The 15,809-nt window shown below is 65.5% G+C and carries 15 protein-coding genes; 6 read left to right on the top strand and 9 right to left on the bottom strand.

From position 1 onward, the window contains the following. The 4 genes from C664_RS17610 to C664_RS17595 form a co-directional block, all read left to right on the top strand. The coding region (locus C664_RS17610) for a murein hydrolase activator EnvC family protein (protein WP_004291453.1) at positions 1 to 547 on the top strand (547 nt) is incomplete at its 5' end. Positions 548 to 593: 46 nt separating this feature from the next. Continuing rightward, positions 594 to 1,967, top strand: coding sequence for a S41 family peptidase (locus C664_RS17605; RefSeq protein ID WP_004291452.1), 1,374 nt, complete (start codon positions 594 to 596; stop codon positions 1,965 to 1,967). Positions 1,968 to 1,985: 18 nt separating this feature from the next. Next, positions 1,986 to 2,435 (top strand): hypothetical protein, encoded by a 450-nt coding sequence (locus C664_RS17600; RefSeq protein WP_004291451.1) that lies wholly within the window; start codon positions 1,986 to 1,988, stop codon positions 2,433 to 2,435. 26 nt (positions 2,436 to 2,461) lie between these two features. Then, positions 2,462 to 3,217: a HesA/MoeB/ThiF family protein gene (locus tag C664_RS17595; RefSeq protein WP_004291450.1), complete on the top strand. Its 756-nt coding sequence runs from the start codon at positions 2,462 to 2,464 to the stop codon at positions 3,215 to 3,217. On the opposite strand, the gene ribD is transcribed toward C664_RS17595, so the two are convergent. From ribD to C664_RS17560, 7 genes are all read right to left on the bottom strand, one after another. Further along, the gene (gene ribD / locus C664_RS17590; RefSeq protein WP_004291449.1) at positions 3,214 to 4,308 is read right to left on the bottom strand and encodes a bifunctional diaminohydroxyphosphoribosylaminopyrimidine deaminase/5-amino-6-(5-phosphoribosylamino)uracil reductase RibD; all 1,095 of its coding nucleotides are present in this window, start codon (positions 4,306 to 4,308) and stop codon (positions 3,214 to 3,216) included. The genes C664_RS17595 and ribD overlap by 4 nt on opposite strands. Next, entirely contained in the window at positions 4,289 to 4,801 is a 513-nt protein-coding gene (gene nrdR / locus C664_RS17585) for a transcriptional regulator NrdR (protein ID WP_004291448.1), read from the bottom strand. Before nrdR ends, ribD begins: the two co-directional genes overlap by 20 nt. 60 nt (positions 4,802 to 4,861) lie before the next feature. Continuing rightward, complete coding sequence (gene glyA, locus C664_RS17580; RefSeq protein ID WP_004291447.1) at positions 4,862 to 6,112, bottom strand: serine hydroxymethyltransferase; 1,251 nt, start codon at positions 6,110 to 6,112, stop codon at positions 4,862 to 4,864. Between the two features lie 125 nt (positions 6,113 to 6,237). Continuing rightward, positions 6,238 to 8,043, bottom strand: a complete 1,806-nt coding sequence (locus C664_RS17575) for a TRAP transporter large permease (protein ID WP_004291446.1) — start codon at positions 8,041 to 8,043, stop codon at positions 6,238 to 6,240. Next, positions 8,040 to 8,627 carry a TRAP transporter small permease subunit gene (locus C664_RS17570; RefSeq protein ID WP_004291445.1) on the bottom strand — a complete coding sequence of 196 codons (588 nt, stop codon included), beginning with the start codon at positions 8,625 to 8,627 and terminating at the stop codon, positions 8,040 to 8,042. The genes C664_RS17575 and C664_RS17570 overlap by 4 nt, the downstream gene beginning before the upstream one ends. Before the next feature lie 144 nt (positions 8,628 to 8,771). After that, on the bottom strand, positions 8,772 to 9,854 hold the full coding sequence (locus C664_RS17565) for a TRAP transporter substrate-binding protein (RefSeq protein WP_038012298.1): 1,083 nt from the start codon (positions 9,852 to 9,854) through the stop codon (positions 8,772 to 8,774). A gap of 128 nt (positions 9,855 to 9,982) precedes the next feature. After that, a complete protein-coding gene (locus tag C664_RS17560; protein WP_004291443.1) occupies positions 9,983 to 10,651 on the bottom strand; it encodes a histidine phosphatase family protein in 669 nt (222 codons plus the stop codon). 137 nt (positions 10,652 to 10,788) lie between these two features. Between C664_RS17560 and C664_RS17555 the strand changes: the two genes are divergently transcribed. Together C664_RS17555 and C664_RS17550 are read left to right on the top strand one after the other, a co-directional pair. After that, complete coding sequence (locus C664_RS17555) at positions 10,789 to 11,397, top strand: TRAP transporter small permease subunit (RefSeq protein ID WP_038012295.1); 609 nt, start codon at positions 10,789 to 10,791, stop codon at positions 11,395 to 11,397. Next, positions 11,394 to 13,037, top strand: a complete 1,644-nt coding sequence (locus tag C664_RS17550) for a TRAP transporter large permease (RefSeq protein WP_004291441.1) — start codon at positions 11,394 to 11,396, stop codon at positions 13,035 to 13,037. The genes C664_RS17555 and C664_RS17550 overlap by 4 nt, the downstream gene beginning before the upstream one ends. A 114-nt stretch (positions 13,038 to 13,151) precedes the next feature. Here C664_RS17550 and C664_RS17545 read toward each other — a convergent pair whose 3' ends face one another. Both C664_RS17545 and pmbA read right to left on the bottom strand, forming a co-directional pair. After that, the gene (locus tag C664_RS17545; protein ID WP_004291440.1) at positions 13,152 to 14,297 is read right to left on the bottom strand and encodes a TRAP transporter substrate-binding protein; all 1,146 of its coding nucleotides are present in this window, start codon (positions 14,295 to 14,297) and stop codon (positions 13,152 to 13,154) included. Positions 14,298 to 14,404: 107 nt separating this feature from the next. After that, positions 14,405 to 15,751 (bottom strand): metalloprotease PmbA, encoded by a 1,347-nt coding sequence (gene pmbA, locus C664_RS17540; RefSeq protein WP_004291439.1) that lies wholly within the window; start codon positions 15,749 to 15,751, stop codon positions 14,405 to 14,407. Positions 15,752 to 15,809 lie beyond the last annotated feature (58 nt).

The following is a 15,809-nucleotide window of genomic DNA, read 5'->3' as shown; positions in this document are numbered from 1 at the left end:
AGCGGCAGCGCGCGCTGCGGCACAGGCGCAGGCCAGCGCGGGACGCGCCCCGGCGCCGGCCAGCCGTGCGCCCGCCCCCACACCGAAACGGGTCGAGCCCGTTGTCGGGGAAGTCCGCAACAGTGCCGGCGCGACACCGACCGGCGTGCGCTTCGCCCAGCTCCGCGGCCAGCTGCGCTTTCCCGTACGCGGAGAACTCGTGGGGCGCTTTGGTGCTCCAAGGGCGGAAGGTGGCACGACCTGGAAGGGGGTATTCATCCGGGCTGGCACCGGTGCAGACGTCAGGGCCGTCGCCGGCGGGGAAGTGGTGTATTCCGACTGGCTGCGGGGCTATGGCAACCTGATCATCGTCGACCACGGCGGCGACTATCTTTCGGTGTACGGCAACAACGATGCCCTGCTGAAGGAGGTCGGCGATGCGGTGGCCGGTGGCGACGCCATTGCCAGCGTGGGCACCAGCGGAGGGGGCGGGGAATCGGGTTTATACTTCGAACTCCGCCATCAGGGTCGTCCGCTCGATCCGATGCAGTGGGTGCGACTCAACTAGTTAATCCGGCGCGAAGGGCAAGGGCCGCTTCCCCGATGGAGTTCTCATGCGCAGCAAGCTGAAACAGCTCGGCCTTGTCATGACTGGCGTGTTCGCCGGCGTGATGCTCAGTCTCAATTTCTCCGCCAATGCCGACCGCACGACGCAGGTGCCGCTGCCGGTCGAGGAGTTGCGCGCGTATGCAGACGTGTTCAATGCGATCAAGCAGGGCTACGTCGAGCCGGTCGAGGACAAGAAGCTGATCGTCGATTCGATCAGCGGCATGCTGTCGGGTCTCGATCCGCATTCGGCCTATCTCGACGCAGAGGCCTTCAAGGATCTGCAGGTCGGCACGCAGGGCGAGTTCGGCGGGCTCGGCATCGAGGTCGGCATGGAAGACGGCTTCGTCAAGGTGATCTCGCCGATCGAGGACACGCCTGCCTTCCGCGCCGGTGTCCAGGCGGGTGACCTGATCGTCAAGCTCGACGAAACGCCGGTCAAGGGCATGAGCCTGAACGATGCGGTCAAGCGCATGCGCGGCAAGCCCAGGACGGACATCACGCTGACGATCATGCGCAAGGGCGAGAGCCGTCCCATCGTGCTGACCCTGACGCGCGAAGTCATCAAGGTGCAGAGCGTGAAATCCAAGCTCGTCGAGCCGGGCTACGCGTACCTGCGCGTCGCCCAGTTCCAGGAGAACACCGCAGCGGCGGTGGTCGAGCACCTGGGCAAGCTGACGACCGAAGGCCCCTTGTCAGGCCTGGTGCTCGATCTGCGCAATGACCCGGGCGGCCTGCTCCATGGCGCAGTGGGTGTGTCGGCGGCCTTCCTGCCGGCCGGCGAACTGGTCGTGTCGACCGACGGGCGCACCGAGGATGCCAAGCGCGAGTACCGCGCGACCCCCGAGGACTACCTGCGTGGTTCGCGCGACGACTTCCTGCGCCGGCTGCCGGCTGGTGCGAAGGACGTGCCGATGGTGGTGCTGGTCAATGGCGGTTCGGCCTCGGCGTCCGAGATCGTGGCCGGGGCGCTGCAGGACCACAAGCGTGCCGTCGTGATGGGTACGCAGACCTTCGGCAAGGGCTCGGTACAGACCATCCTGCCGCTCAACAACAGTACCGCGATCAAGCTCACGACCGCCCGGTACTACACGCCGAGCGGCCGTTCGATCCAGGCCAAGGGTATCGAGCCGGACATCGTCGTCGAGGAAAGCGCGAATGGCTCCAGCCGCCGTGTGCGCGAGGCCGACCTGCAGGGTCACCTGGGCAACGACAAGGACCCGGATGCCGAGCAGAAGGCGAAGCAGGAAGCAGGGCAGAACAACGGCGACGACGAGGCCGAGCCGGTCCGTTTCGAGCTCGCCAGCAAGGACGATCACCAGCTGATGCAGGCGATCAACCTTCTCAAGGGCCTGCAGATCGTCCAGAATAAAAAGCCATAAGGCGACAAGGGGAACGCGATGCGTCGGGAGACCGCCTACAAGCTGGCAGGCAGGCATCACGACCACCCTGCGCCGGGAACGGGCATCGAGAAGGCGCGGGAGATCCGCTTCAAGCCCTTGCCGCCCGGGCAGGTCGAACGCGCGTGGCTGGCCCTGCGGGTACTGAAGGATCTGCATGTCGAGCGGACTCCGGATCCGCTCTGCCTGCGCGTTCGCTACTCGGTGCTCGACTACTCCCTCGAAACCCTCGAGGACGCGCTGCGTGAAGCGGGCTATGCGCTCGACAACACGCTGTATTCGAAGCTGGTCCGTGCGCTCGTGTACTTCTGTGAAGAGACGCAGCGCCACAACCTGATTTCCCCCGAACGCCTGATCAAGCAGTCGCACGAGGTCTACATCCAGGCCTGGGACCAGCACGCGCATGGCGATCACGACGACACGCCGGTCGATCTGCGCGAATACAAGTAAGCAAGCAAGGCCACGGATCCCTATCCATGAATGACGACCAGCTCCTGCGCTATAGCCGCCACATCCTGTTGCCCGAGATCGGGGTGGAGGGGCAGGAAGCTATCCTGAGCGCTAAGGTGCTCGTGATCGGCGCAGGTGGACTGGGGTCACCGGTTGCCATGTATCTGGCCGCCGCCGGCGTGGGCAAGCTGGTGATCGCAGACAACGATACGGTCGATCTCACTAACCTGCAGCGCCAGATCATGCATTCGACCGAGATGGTCGGGCACCCCAAGGTCGAGTCGGCACGAGCCAGCCTGCAGCGCATCAACCCGCTTGCCAACGTCGTGCCGCTGCATACGCGGCTCGAGGATGCGGCGCTCGACGAGCAGGTCGCCGCTGCGGATTTGGTGCTCGACTGTTGCGACAATTTCGCAACCCGGCATGCGGTCAATCGTGCCTGCGTGAAGCACCGCAAACCCCTGGTTTCCGGGGCCGCCATCCGCTTCGATGGGCAGGTGTCGGTGTTCGACATGCGCGATCCGGAGGCGGCCTGCTATCACTGCCTGTTCCCCGAAGGCGAGGACATCGAGGAGGTGCGCTGCGCCGTGATGGGCGTGTTCTCTCCCATTGTCGGCATGATCGGGACGACGCAGGCAGCAGAGGCGCTCAAGCTGATCGTCGGTTGCGGAACGCCGCTCACGGGGCGGTTGCTGCTGCTCGATGGCCTGGCGATGGAGTGGCGCAGCGTCGGCTTCGGGCGCGACCCCGGTTGCGCCGTCTGTGGTTCGACGCAGCGTTAGGCGCGGGGCAGGCGGGCGATCAGGCGGATGTCGCGTCCGACCTGGCGGACGTCGCGCAACTCCAGCTGGGGTGCATCTTCCAGCCTGCTGAGTGCGGCCAGGTTGAAAAGGCCGTGGGCCGCGTCGCCAACCAGCATCGGCGCCATGTAAAGGAGCAACTCGTCCACACAGCCCTCGCGCAGCAGGGAGCCGTTGAGCTTGAAGCCCGCCTCGGCATGGATCTCGTTGAGTCCGAGGGCCCCCAGTTCGCTCATCAGCCGGGGTAGGTCGACCTTGCCTGCCGGGTTGGGCAACACGATCAGGCGGTGGCCGGCGGCCGACAGTTCGGCAAGGCGAGTCGGGTTCTCGCTGGCGGTGGCGATCAGGATCGGTTCGCCCTGCAGGATGCGAGCGGCGGGCGACACGTCCAGCCGGGCGTCGATCAGGATGCGCAGCGGCTGGCGCTCGCAGGTCACGTCGCGCACCGTCAGTTGGGGGTCGTCTTCCTTGACCGTGCCGATGCCGGTCAGCACCGCGCAGGCGCGGGCGCGCCAGGTGTGGCCATCGCGTCGTGCCTGAGGGCCGGTGATCCACTGGCTGACGCCATTCTGCAGCGCCGTCTTGCCATCGAGGCTGGTCGCGGCCTTCAGGCGCAGCCAAGGGCGGCCTCGTGTCATGCGGGCCACGAAGCCGATGTTCAGTTCGCGCGCGTCGTCCTCCAGCAGGCCGTGCTCGGTCACAATGCCGGCTGCACGCAGGCGTGCCAGGCCGCGGCCGGCGACGAGCGGGTTGGGGTCTTCCATGGCGACGACGACGCGTGAGACGCCTGCATCGATCAGTGCGTCTGCGCACGGCGGGGTGCGACCGAAATGGGAGCAGGGCTCGAGCGTGACGTAGGCGGTGGCGCCCTGTGCGGCCTCGCCGGCCTGGCGTATGGCGTGGACTTCGGCGTGGGCCTCGCCCGCTCGCCGATGCCAGCCTTCGCCGACCGTGACGCCGTCGCGAACGAGCACGCAGCCCACGCGCGGATTTGGCGCGGTGGTGTTCAGACCCAGGGCGGCGAGCTGTAGCGCGCGCGCCATGGCAGCATGGTCAGCTGCCGAAAAGGTCATGTTCGGGATCCGGACCGGCCTTGCCGGTCTTGCTGCGGCGCGGACGCGCCTGCACTTCGCGGATGACCTCGGAGAACTCGTCCACGTCGGCGAAGTTGCGATAGACGGATGCGAAGCGGATGTAGGCGACCTTGTCGAGCTTCTTGAGCTCCTTCATCACCAGTTCGCCGATCTTTTCGCTCGGCACCTCCTGCTCGCCCATCGACAGCAGGCGCGCCTCGATGCGGTCCACCGCAGCGTCGATGTCCTCGATCGTCACCGGGCGCTTGCGCAGCGCCAGCTTCATGCTGCCGGCGAGCTTGGCGTGGTCGAACTCGGTGCGATTGCCGTTACGCTTGACTATGTGCGGCATCTTGAGATCGATGCGCTCGTAGGTGGTGAAGCGCTTGTCGCACTTCACGCAGCGACGACGGCGCCTGACGACGTCGCCGTCCTCGTTCTCGCGTGTGTCGGTGACCTGGGTGTTGGGGTCAGCGCAGAAGGGGCATTTCATGGCCGGAAGCTCGTGGCGGGCAGGGGGTGTGCCGGACGGGCACTCCCCCTGCCGCGCGGCTTACTTGCCGTAGACCGGGAACTTCGCGCACAGACTGGCCACCTGGCCACGCACGCGCTCGATCACCGCCTGGTCTTCCGGTGCGTCGAGCACGTCGGCGATCAGGTGGGCGATCTTCTCGGCCTCGATCTCGGTGAAGCCACGGGTGGTCATCGCCGGCGAGCCGATGCGGATGCCCGAGGTGGTGAAGGGCTTTTCCGGGTCGTTCGGGATCGAGTTCTTGTTCACCGTGATGTGGGCGCTGCCCAGCACGGCTTCGGCGGCCTTGCCGGTGATCTTCTTGTTGCGCAGGTCGACCAGGAAGACGTGGCTCTCGGTGCGGCCGGAAACGATGCGCAGGCCGCGTTCCTCCGACAGCACGCGGGCCATCACGCGGGCGTTGGCGATCACCTGTTCCTGGTAGTTGCGGAACTCGGGCGTGGCCGCTTCCTTGAAGGCCACTGCCTTGGCGGCGATCACGTGCATCAGCGGGCCGCCCTGCAGGCCGGGGAAAATGGCCGAGTTGAGGGCCTTCTCGTGCTCGGCCTTCATCAGGATGATGCCGCCGCGCGGGCCGCGCAGGGTCTTGTGGGTGGTCGAGGTGACGACGTCGGCGTGCGGTACCGGGTTGGGGTAGAAGCCCGCGGCGATCAGGCCGGCGTAGTGCGCCATGTCGACCCAGAAGATCGCGCCAACTTCCTTGGCAATCTTGGCGAAGCGCTCGAAGTCGATGCGCAGGGCGTAGGCCGAGGCGCCGGCGATGATGATCTTCGGCTTGTGCTCGCGTGCGAGGCGCTCCATCGCGTCGTAATCGATCTCTTCCTTCTCGTTGAGACCGTAGGCGACGACGTTGAACCACTTGCCCGACATGTTCAGCGGCATGCCATGGGTAAGGTGGCCGCCTTCGGCCAGACTCATGCCCATGATGGTGTCGCCCGGCTTGGCGAAGGCCATCAGCACGGCCTGGTTGGCCTGCGAGCCGGAGTTCGGCTGCACGTTCGCGGCTTCGGCGCCGAACAGCGTCTTCAGGCGCTCGATGGCCAGCTGTTCTGCGACGTCGACGTGCTCGCAACCACCGTAGTAGCGCTTGCCGGGATAGCCCTCGGCGTACTTGTTGGTGAGTTGGGAGCCCTGGGCTTCCATCACCGCGTGGGAAACGTAGTTTTCGGAGGCGATCAGTTCGATGTGGTCTTCCTGGCGCTTGTTTTCGGCCTGGATTGCGGACCACAGTTCGGGATCGACTTTGGCGAGGGTGTCTTGCGAGGAGAACATGGCTTGCCCGTCTGAAATGGGAAAGGGGGAATCGATGGATTCAAGCGCGGGATTCTAGCATGCGGCGGTGCCCGAAAAAGCAGCGCGCGCCCGGGGCGCGCGCTGCTGTACGAGGGGGCGGGGGCTTACCAGCCGCGCTGGGTCGTGCCGAAGCCCTGATCCTGTCCGCCGCCGCTTTCGGCGGGCGGCGTACCGTCGCCTGGCGCGGGCTCGGTTGGCGCCGCGCCACCGCCCGTCTGTTCGCCGCCGCCCCAGGTGTCGCTCTGCTGGCCCCAGCCGCCGCCTTCGCTTCCACCCTGGACGTTGATCTCGATGGTGTCGAGGTCGACCTCGACCTTCTTGTCTAGGCTGAAGGTCACCAGCCCCGGGAACATCATCAGCGCGGCCACCATCAGGATCTGCATGATCACGAAGGGGATCGAGCCGCGGTAGATGTCCATCGTCTTGACGCCTGCGACCCGCTTGCTGGTGACGCGGTCGATGAAGTCCTTCGCCGGTGCCACGCTGCGCAGGTAGAACAGGGCGAAGCCGAAGGGCGGCGTAAGGAAGGAGGTCTGCAGGTTCATCGCCAGCAGCACGCCGAACCACACGAGATCGATTCCCATCTTGTCGGCCACGGGTGCCAGCAGCGGGATCAGGATGAAGGCGATCTCGAAGAAGTCGATGAAGAAGCCGAGGAAGAAGATCACCGTGTTCACGAACACGAGGAAGCCGATCTCGCCACCGGGCAGCTTGTCGAACAGGTGCTCGACCCAGACCTGGCCGTCGATTGCCGTGAAGGTGAAGCTGAACACGGTCGAGCCGATCAGGATGAACAGCACGAAGCAGGACAGGCGCGCGGTCGATTCCAGGGCGTGCTTGAGCAGCGGCATGTCGAGCTTGCCGCGCATCGCCGCCATGATCATGCCGCCGACTGCGCCCATCGCGCCGCCTTCGGTCGGTGTCGCGACGCCGAGGAAGATGGTGCCGAGCACGAGGAAGATCAGCGCCAGCGGCGGGATCAGCACGAAGGTCACACGCTCGGTGAGGCGCGACAACAGGCCGAGGCCGCTGAGCTTGTTGGCCAGCGCGGCGAAGAATGCGAGCAGGGTGCCGCCGGTGAGCGCGACGACGATCGTCTCGTCGAGCGCCGGATTGACTTCCTCACCCCTGATCGCGCTCATCACCTCGCCGTAGTGCATGCCGAAGGCGACGGACACGATCGTCACCAGCAGGCCGAACACCAGCAGCGAGCGCATGCCCGAGCTGCCATTGGGCTCCCGGTAGGTGCGTGCCTCGGGCGGCAGCGCCGGCACCATGGATGGCTTGAAGATCGCCAGGCCGATGATGAAGAGCGCATACAGACCGATGAGCACGAATGCCGGGATGAAGGCGCCCTTGTACAGGTCGCCGACGCTGCGGCCGAGCTGGTCGGCGATCACGATCAGCACCAGCGAGGGCGGCACGATCTGCGCCAGGGTGCCGGATGCGGTGATCGCACCGCTGGCGACGGCGGGACTGTAGCCGTAGCGCAGCATGATCGGCAGCGAGATCAGGCCCATCGAGATCACCGATGCGGCGACGACGCCGGTGGTCGCCGCGAGCAGGGCACCGACGAAGATCACTGCCAGCGCCAGGCCGCCGCGGATGGGGCCGAACACCTGGCCAACCGTGTCGAGCAGGTCCTCGGCCATGCCGGAGCGCTCGAGGATCAGGCCCATCAGCGTGAAGAAGGGAATCGCCAGCAAGGTGTCGTTCTGGATGATGCCGAACACCCGCAGCGGCAGGGCCTGGAACAGGCTGGGTGGCAGCAGGCCGGCTTCCATGCCGAGGAAGCCGAACAGCAGTCCGCAGGCGGCGAGCGAGAAGGCTACCGGAAAGCCGGTGAGGAGGAACAGCAGCAACGACCCGAACATCAGTTCGGGCGCGTGGGCGGCGAAGAGTTCGATCATTTCGTCACCTCGCCGGTCACGTCATTCTGGGCATGTGGCTCGTCGTGCGAGTCGTGCGCGCCGTGCAGCAGTGGATTGGGAGCCTTGCCCTGGAGGAAGGCGAAGCGCTTGATCAGCTCGGAAATCGCCTGCAGGCCGAGCAGGGTGAAGCCGATCGGCACCAGGGCGTAGACCGGCCAGCGGATCAGGCCGCCGGCGTTGGACGACATCTCGCCCGATTCATAAGCGCCCTGCACCACCGGCCAGGCAAACTGGATCATGAACCAGCACATCGGCAGCAGGAAGACGATGATGCCGGCGATGTCGATGAACATGCGCGTACGCATGGACAGCTTGCCTGCGATAACGTCGATGCGTACGTGCGCGTTCTGCAGGAAGGTGTAGCCGGCGCCGAGCAGGAAGACCGCGCCGAACAGGTACCACTGGATCTCGAGGAAGGCGTTCGAGCCGATGTTGAAGGCCTTGCGTGCAATCGCATTGGCGGCGCTGATCAGCGTTGCGGCCAATACCAGCCAGATGATGAATTTGCCGAAGAACCGGCTTACGGCGTCGATGACACCAGAGATGCGAAGAAGGGCGTCCATTGGGGTGGCCTGGAACCTTTTGAGCACAAAAATGCCGAGCTGGGCGGGTGGCGCGCTCGGCGAGGAATTGCGGGTAATGCAGAGACGGGTGGTGCGGAAACGACAACGCCGAGGACGTTGGGGCGTCCTCGGCGGCAGGGCAGGCTACAGCTTCTGTGCGGCCAGGTACTGGGCGTAGTTGCCCTCGGCAACCGACTCCCACTGGACCTGATCGGCCAGGAAGCGGCTGTAGTCGGGATAGACCTTCTTCCAGTTCGGGTTCTTGTCGTTCAGTTCAGCGTAGACCTCGCGCGACGCCTTGAATGCGGCGTCCATGAAGTCCTTGGGGAAGCGCGACAACTTGGCGCCTTCGGCCACCAGTTGCTTCAATGCGGTCGGATTGCGAGCGTCATAGCGGGCCTGGCATTCGAGGTGGGCGGCACGGGAAGCCTGTTCGATGATCGCCTTGTACTCGGCCGACAGGCCGTTCCACTGCTTGTCGTTGATGTACAGAGAGAACTGGGTGCTGCCTTCCCACCAAGCCGGGTAGTAGTAGTTCTTCGCCACTTTGTGCAGGCCGAGGCGCAGATCGTCGTAGGGGCCGATCCACTCGGCAGCGTCGATCGTGCCCTTTTCCAGCGCTTGATAGATTTCGCCGGCCGGGATGTTTTGCGGCACCGCGCCCAGCTTGGCGAGCACCCGGCCGCCGAAGCCACCGACGCGGAACTTGAGACCCTCGAAATCCTTGACCGACTTGATTTCCTTGCGGTACCAGCCACCCATCTGTGCGCCGCTGTTGCCGCAGGGGAAATTGATGATGTTGAACTGAGCGTAGAACTCACGCATCAGCTTCATGCCGTTGCCCGCGTACATCCACGCGGTCATCGCCCGCGAAGTCATGCCGAAGGGAATCGTGCAGTCGAAGGCGAAGGTTTCGTCCTTGCCGAAGAAGTAGTAAGGGGCGGTGTGTGCACATTCGATGGTGCCTTGCTGAACCGCATCGACCACGCCGAAGGCCGGAACCAGTTCGCCCGCCGGGTGCACCGAAATCACGAACTTGCCGGCGGTGGCGTCCGAAACGTGCTTTGCGAAGGCTTCGCTCGCGCCGAACACGGTGTCGAGCGACTTCGGGAAGCTCGATGCCAGGCGCCAGCGAATCTGCTGCTGGGCATGGACGATGGCCGGCGCGGTGCCGGCCGCGAGAATGCCGGCCATGCCGGCGCCCTGCAGAAATCTACGACGTTCCACGTTGTCTCCTTGTTACTTCGGGTGAGAAGAATCGAAAACTTGGATGCGATTATAGGGATCGTCGATCTGCCCCCGTAATCCGCGGAAAACCCTAATCCCGGTCCTAATCGCCAGCTTCGATGTCGATCTCATGCGTTCGGCAGTTCGTCGAGCGCTCCGGCAAGGTGTGCTTCGTCGGCCCAGGCGAGCAGCGTCCAGGCGCCGTCCCGATGGGCGATCCAGTTGAGGGCCGCATTGGGGATCGGAAAGCGCCGCGGTGTGTCGAGCGGCTCGCCCGTCGCCAGACGGCGGGCGATGTCGAGCACGCCGCCGTGGGTGACGACCAGCACACTGCTGCCCGTGTGGCGGCGGGCAATGTCGTGCAGGGCCGAGTGCACGCGCTCGGCGAACACGGCGAGGCTTTCGCCGCATTCGGGAAACGAGAGCGCCACCTCCCGCGACTTGAAGCGACGGTAGAACTCGGGGTGGCGCTGCTCGGCCTCGTCGTAGGTCAGGCCCTGGAAGAAGCCGTAGTGGCGTTCGCGCAGGCGCTCGTCGTGAACGGCCGTGAGGCCCTGGCGGCGCACGATCGCTGCGGCAGTCTGGCGGGTGCGCTGGAGGTCGCTGCAGTAGAGGGCGCCGAAGCGCTGCGCGGTCTCATCGAGGCGCTTTGCCGTCGCTTCCGCCTGCGCAAGCCCGGTCTCGTTCAGCGGGATGTCGATGTGTCCCTGCAGGCGATGCTCCGCATTCCACGCCGTTTCACCATGGCGAACGAGGCAGATGCGGCAGCTTTGCCCCGTGTTCGGGATGTTTGTCATATTTGATGTGTTCGAGAATTGCGCCGAGCGAAAGTCAGCCCCGCTGTGAAATAATATTTGGTTCCAAATCTACCCGCACGATGCTGTGCGCAGGCGTGGTGACGCTTCCGGTCGCTGCGCGCTTCTGGAGTCCTCACGTGTCCTTGTTGTTACGAATCTCCCGGTTGATCGACTGGATCAACGAGCGGGTCGGCCGTAGCGTGATGTGGCTCGTGCTGATCGCGGTCGTGATCAGCGCGGGCAACGCGCTCGTCCGCAAGTTGTTTAACACAAGCTCGAATGCCCTGCTCGAGATCCAGTGGTACCTGTTCGCTGCCATTTTCATGCTGGCGGCGGGCTACACCTTCCTGCGCAACGAGCACGTTCGTATCGACATCCTGACCAGCCGGTTGTCGCCGCGGGCGCAGAACATCGTCGACATCATCGGCATCCTGCTCTTCCTGGCGCCGATGGCCGCCCTGATCCTGTGGTTGTCGTGGCCGATCGTGATGCTGTCGATCCAGTCCGGCGAGATGTCGCAGAACCCCGGCGGCCTGATCCGCTGGCCCGTGAAGCTGATGCTGCCGCTCGGCCTGGCACTGCTCGTGCTGCAGGCGGTGTCGGAGCTGATCAAGCGTATCGCCTTCGTCACCGGGCACGGCCCCAATCCGCTGCTGAAGCGGGGCGCCGCGGCCTCTTCGACCGACGAGCTCGTCGCGGCGATCAAGGCGCAGAGCAAGGATGCGGCAGGGGGCGTGGCGAAATGACCGAGTTCCTGATCGCAAACATGGCGCCGCTGATGTTCGCGTCGCTGGTGGTGTTTCTCCTGTTCGGCTTCCCGGTCGCATTCGCGCTGGCTGCCAACGGCATCCTGTTCGGTCTCATCGGCATCGAACTCGGCCTGCTGCACGGCGCGCTGTTCCAGGCCCTGCCGGAACGCATCTTCGGCATCATGGCCAACGACACCCTGCTGGCCGTGCCTTTCTTCACCTTCATGGGCCTCATCCTCGAGCGCAGCGGCATGGCCGAGGATCTGCTGGATACCATCGGCCAGCTCTTCGGTCCGGTGCGCGGCGGCCTGGCGTTCGCCGTGATCTTCGTCGGCGCGCTGCTGGCGGCGACCACCGGCGTGGTGGCGGCCTCGGTGATCTCGATGGGTCTCATCTCGCTGCCGATCATGATGCGCTACGGCTACGACCATCGGCTGGCCACCGGCGTCATCGCGGCTTCAGGCACGCTGGCGCAGATCATTCCGCCTTCGCTGGTGCTGATCGTGATGGCCGACCAGCTCGGGCGCAGCGTCGGTGACATGTACCAGGGGGCGCTGCTGCCCGGCCTGATGCTGACCAGCATGTACGTGCTCTACGTCGCCGCGGTGGCCATCTTCCGGCCGTCGATGGCGCCGGCCATGCCGGTCGAGGCGCGCACGCTGCGTCAGGATGACGGATCGAGCGGCCTGCGTTCGCTGGGCGTGCTGTTCGCGCTGTCGGTGGCGGGCGCGTGGCTGTTCGCGAACCAGATCTACACCGAGAGCGCGCCGCGCGACGAAGTCGTCGTCGTCTCGTCAATGGTCGGTATCGGCATCGCCTTCGTGGCTGCGCTCGGCAACCGTCTGCTTGGCCTCGGCATGCTGTCGCGCATGGCCGAGCGCGTCACCTTCGTGCTGATCCCGCCGCTGGGGCTGATCTTCCTCGTGCTCGGCACCATCTTCATCGGTGTCGCGACACCGACCGAAGGCGGCGCGATGGGCGCCATGGGCGCGCTGCTGATGGCGCTGTCGCGCAAGCGCCTGTCGATGCCGCTGCTCAAGCAGGCGATGGATTCCACCACCAAGCTCTCCTGCTTCGTGGTCTTCATCCTGATCGGGTCCAGCGTGTTCGGCCTGACCTTCCGCGGCGTGGATGGCGACCTCTGGGTCGAGCACCTGATGACCTCGCTGCCGGGCGGGCAGACTGGCTTCCTCGTCGCGGTGAACATCCTCGTGTTCATCCTCGCCTTCTTCCTCGACTACTTCGAACTTGCCTTCATCATCGTGCCGCTGCTGGCGCCGGTCGCTGACAAGCTGGGCATCGACCTGATCTGGTTCGGTGTGCTGCTCGCGGTGAACATGCAGACCTCCTTCCTGCACCCGCCGTTCGGCTTTGCGCTGTTCTTCCTGCGCTCGGTCGCGTCGGAGAAGGTGAAGACGGCGTCGATCTATTGGGGGGCGGTGCCTTTCGTGATCATCCAGCTGGTGGCGGTCGGTCTGATCATCGCCTTCCCGGGGATCGTTTCCTATGGCGACAAGGGTGCCAAGGCCGTGCCGCAGGAGGAGTTGAGGCTGGATCAGTTGTTGCAGGACGGCGGCAGCGGCGCGGCGGCCGACCAGAGCGCCAGCGACCTGCTGCGGCAACTGCAGGGTAACTGAGGCGGCTGTCAGAGGGGCCGGGGGCGACGCTTCCGGCACTTGCAGTCCTCAAGCACAACAAAAAACCCGCGCGATGCGCGGGTTTTTTGTTGTCCGTACCGGAACGCGGCGGGGTCAGCGCACCGACTGCATGAAGCGGTCGAAGCCCGCTTCCGCGACGCTGAACCAGGCGTTCTGCGACTTCCGGTACTGCTCGAACTCGGTGTAGATCTTGGCCCAGGCCGGGTTCTTGGCGGCCTCCTCGGCGTACAGCTCGCGCGACACGTCGTAGGCCTTCTTCATGATCTCGTTGGAGAAGTTCTGCAGTTTCACGCCCTGCGCCAGCAGGCGGGCGAGCGCCTGCGGGTTCTTGTGGTCGTACATCGCGGTCATCTGGATGTGCGCCTCGCGCGAGGCGGCGCGGAAGGCGGCCTGGTATTCCTTCGGCAGCTTGTCCCACTCGGCCTTGTTTACATAGAAGTGCACCACCGGGCCCGGCTCCCAGAAGCCCGGCGAGTAGTAGTGCGGCGCGACCTTGTAGAAGCCGAGCTTCTCGTCGTCATACGGGGCGACCCATTCGGCGGCATCGATCGTGCCCTTCTCGAGCGAGGGGTAGATGTCCGAACCGGCGATCTGCTGCGGAATCGCGCCCATGCGCGACAGGATCTCGCCACCGATGCCGGCGATGCGGATCTTCAGGCCCTTGATGTCTTCCAGGGTGTTGATCTGCTTGCGGTACCAGCCGCCCATCTGCACGCCGGTGTTGCCGCCGAGGAAGGAATACACGTTGTAGGCGCTGTAGAACTCGTCGAGCAGTTCCTGGCCGCCGCCGCCGATGATCCAGGCGTCCATCTGGCGGGCGTTGAGGCCGAAGGGCACCGCGGTGCCGAAGGCGAAGGTCTTGTCCTTGCCGACGTAGTAGTACGAGCACGAGTGGCACATCTCGACCGTGCCCTGCTGCACGGCGTCGAGCGCCTGCAGGCCGGGGACGATCTCGCCGGCCGGGAATACGCGGATGTCGAACTTGCCGCCGGTGATCTCGCGCAGACGATTGACGAGCAGTTCGGAGCTGCCGTAGAGCGTATCGATGCTCTTCGGGAAGCTCGAGGTCATGCGCCATTGGATCGATGGCAGGCCGGTTTGCACGGCGGGTGCGGCAGGCGCCGCGGGGGCTGTCGGCGCGGCCTGCTGCTGCTCGGTCTTGCCGCAGGCGGCGAGGCCGACTGCAGCGCCGGCAGCCAGGCCGACGCCGGCCTTCTTGAGGAATGAACGACGTTCCACGAGTTCTCCTTGCGGTTGCGTGTGAAATATTTGGAGATGATTATAGATCCCGCGCGGCCGACAGCACGAGGGCTGCCGCGCTTGGGGGCTGGATGCGGGCAGCTTCCTCAGCGCCCGGCCACCTTCATGCGTTCGATCAGCACCGAGCCGCACAGCTTGGCGCCGCGCGGCAGGGCATCGTTACCCACCGCGACGATGTTGCGGAACATGTCGCGCAGGTTGCCGGCGATGGTGATTTCTTCCACCGCGTGCTTGATCTTGCCCTTCTCGACCCAGAAGCCTGCCGCGCCGCGCGAATAATCGCCAGTGACATAGTTCACGCCGTGGCCGAGCAGCTCGGTCACGAGCAGCCCGCGTTCCATCTGCCTGACGAGGCCCGCCAGGTCCTTGTCGCCCGGCTTCACGATCAGGTTGTGCGAGCCCCCGGCGTTGCCGGTGGTCTGCAGGCCGAGCTTGCGCGCCGAATAGGCCGACAGGAAGTAGCCGTTGAGCACGCCGTCGGTGACGACCTCGCGCTCGCGGGTGGCGACGCCGTCGCTGTCGAAGGGGGAGGCGCCGAAGGCCTTCTTCTGGTGCGGTCGCTCGGCGATGCTCACCACTGGCGAGAACACCGGCTGGCCCAGGCTGTCGAGCAGGAAACTCGACTTGCGATACAGCGAGCCGCCGCTGACCGCCTGCACGAAGTTGCCGATCAGGGCCACCGCCAGCGGTGCCTCGAAGATGACCGGCACTTCGCAGGTACGGATCTTCTTCGCGCCCAGGCGCGCCAGCGCGCGTTCACCCGCCAGGCGGCCGATGTCTTCCGGGCTCGCGAGGTCGGCCGGGTCGCGCCGCGAGTCGTACCAGTACTCGCGCTGCATGCCGTCGCCCTCGCCGGCGATTACCGAGCACGACAGGCCGTGGCGGGTCGTGGCGTAGCCGCCGATGAAGCCATGGCTGTTGGCCGAGACGAAATGCGACTGCTGGATCGAGGTGTTGGCGCCCTCGGAGTTGGTGATCTTCGCGTCCACCGCGAAGGCCGCATCCTCGCAACGCTGTGCCAGCGCGATGGCCTCGTTCACGTCGATCGTCCACGGGTGGAACAGGTCGAGGTCGGGCATGTCCTTCTCGCGCGCCATCAGCGCCGCGTCGGCCAGGCCGGCGCAGGGGTCCGGCGCAGTGAAGCGGGCGATGGACAGCGCGGCCTCGACCGTGGCCTTCAGTGCCTTCTTCGAGAAGTCCGAAGTGCTCGCATAGCCGCGCTGCTGGCCGACATAGACCGTGACGCCCACGCCCTTGTCGCGGTTGTACTCGATCGTCTCGACCTCGCCCTTGCGCACCCCGACCGACTGGCCGAAGCCCTCCGACACGTCGGTCTCGCAGGCCGAGGCGCCACGCTTGCGGGCGTATCTGAGGATGTCGGTGGCGATTTCGCGCAGGTGCGCCTGGGAGAAGGAGAAGCCTTGATCGGACATGAGCGGGCGGGTGTCGGGCAAAGGCTATAATCTTAACCCGTTCAAGCCTCAAGCCCAC

This window comes from Thauera sp. 63 (assembly GCF_000310165.2).
Lineage (GTDB): Bacteria > Pseudomonadota > Gammaproteobacteria > Burkholderiales > Rhodocyclaceae > Thauera > Thauera humireducens.
This window is presented reverse-complemented; position numbering and strand designations above follow the sequence as displayed.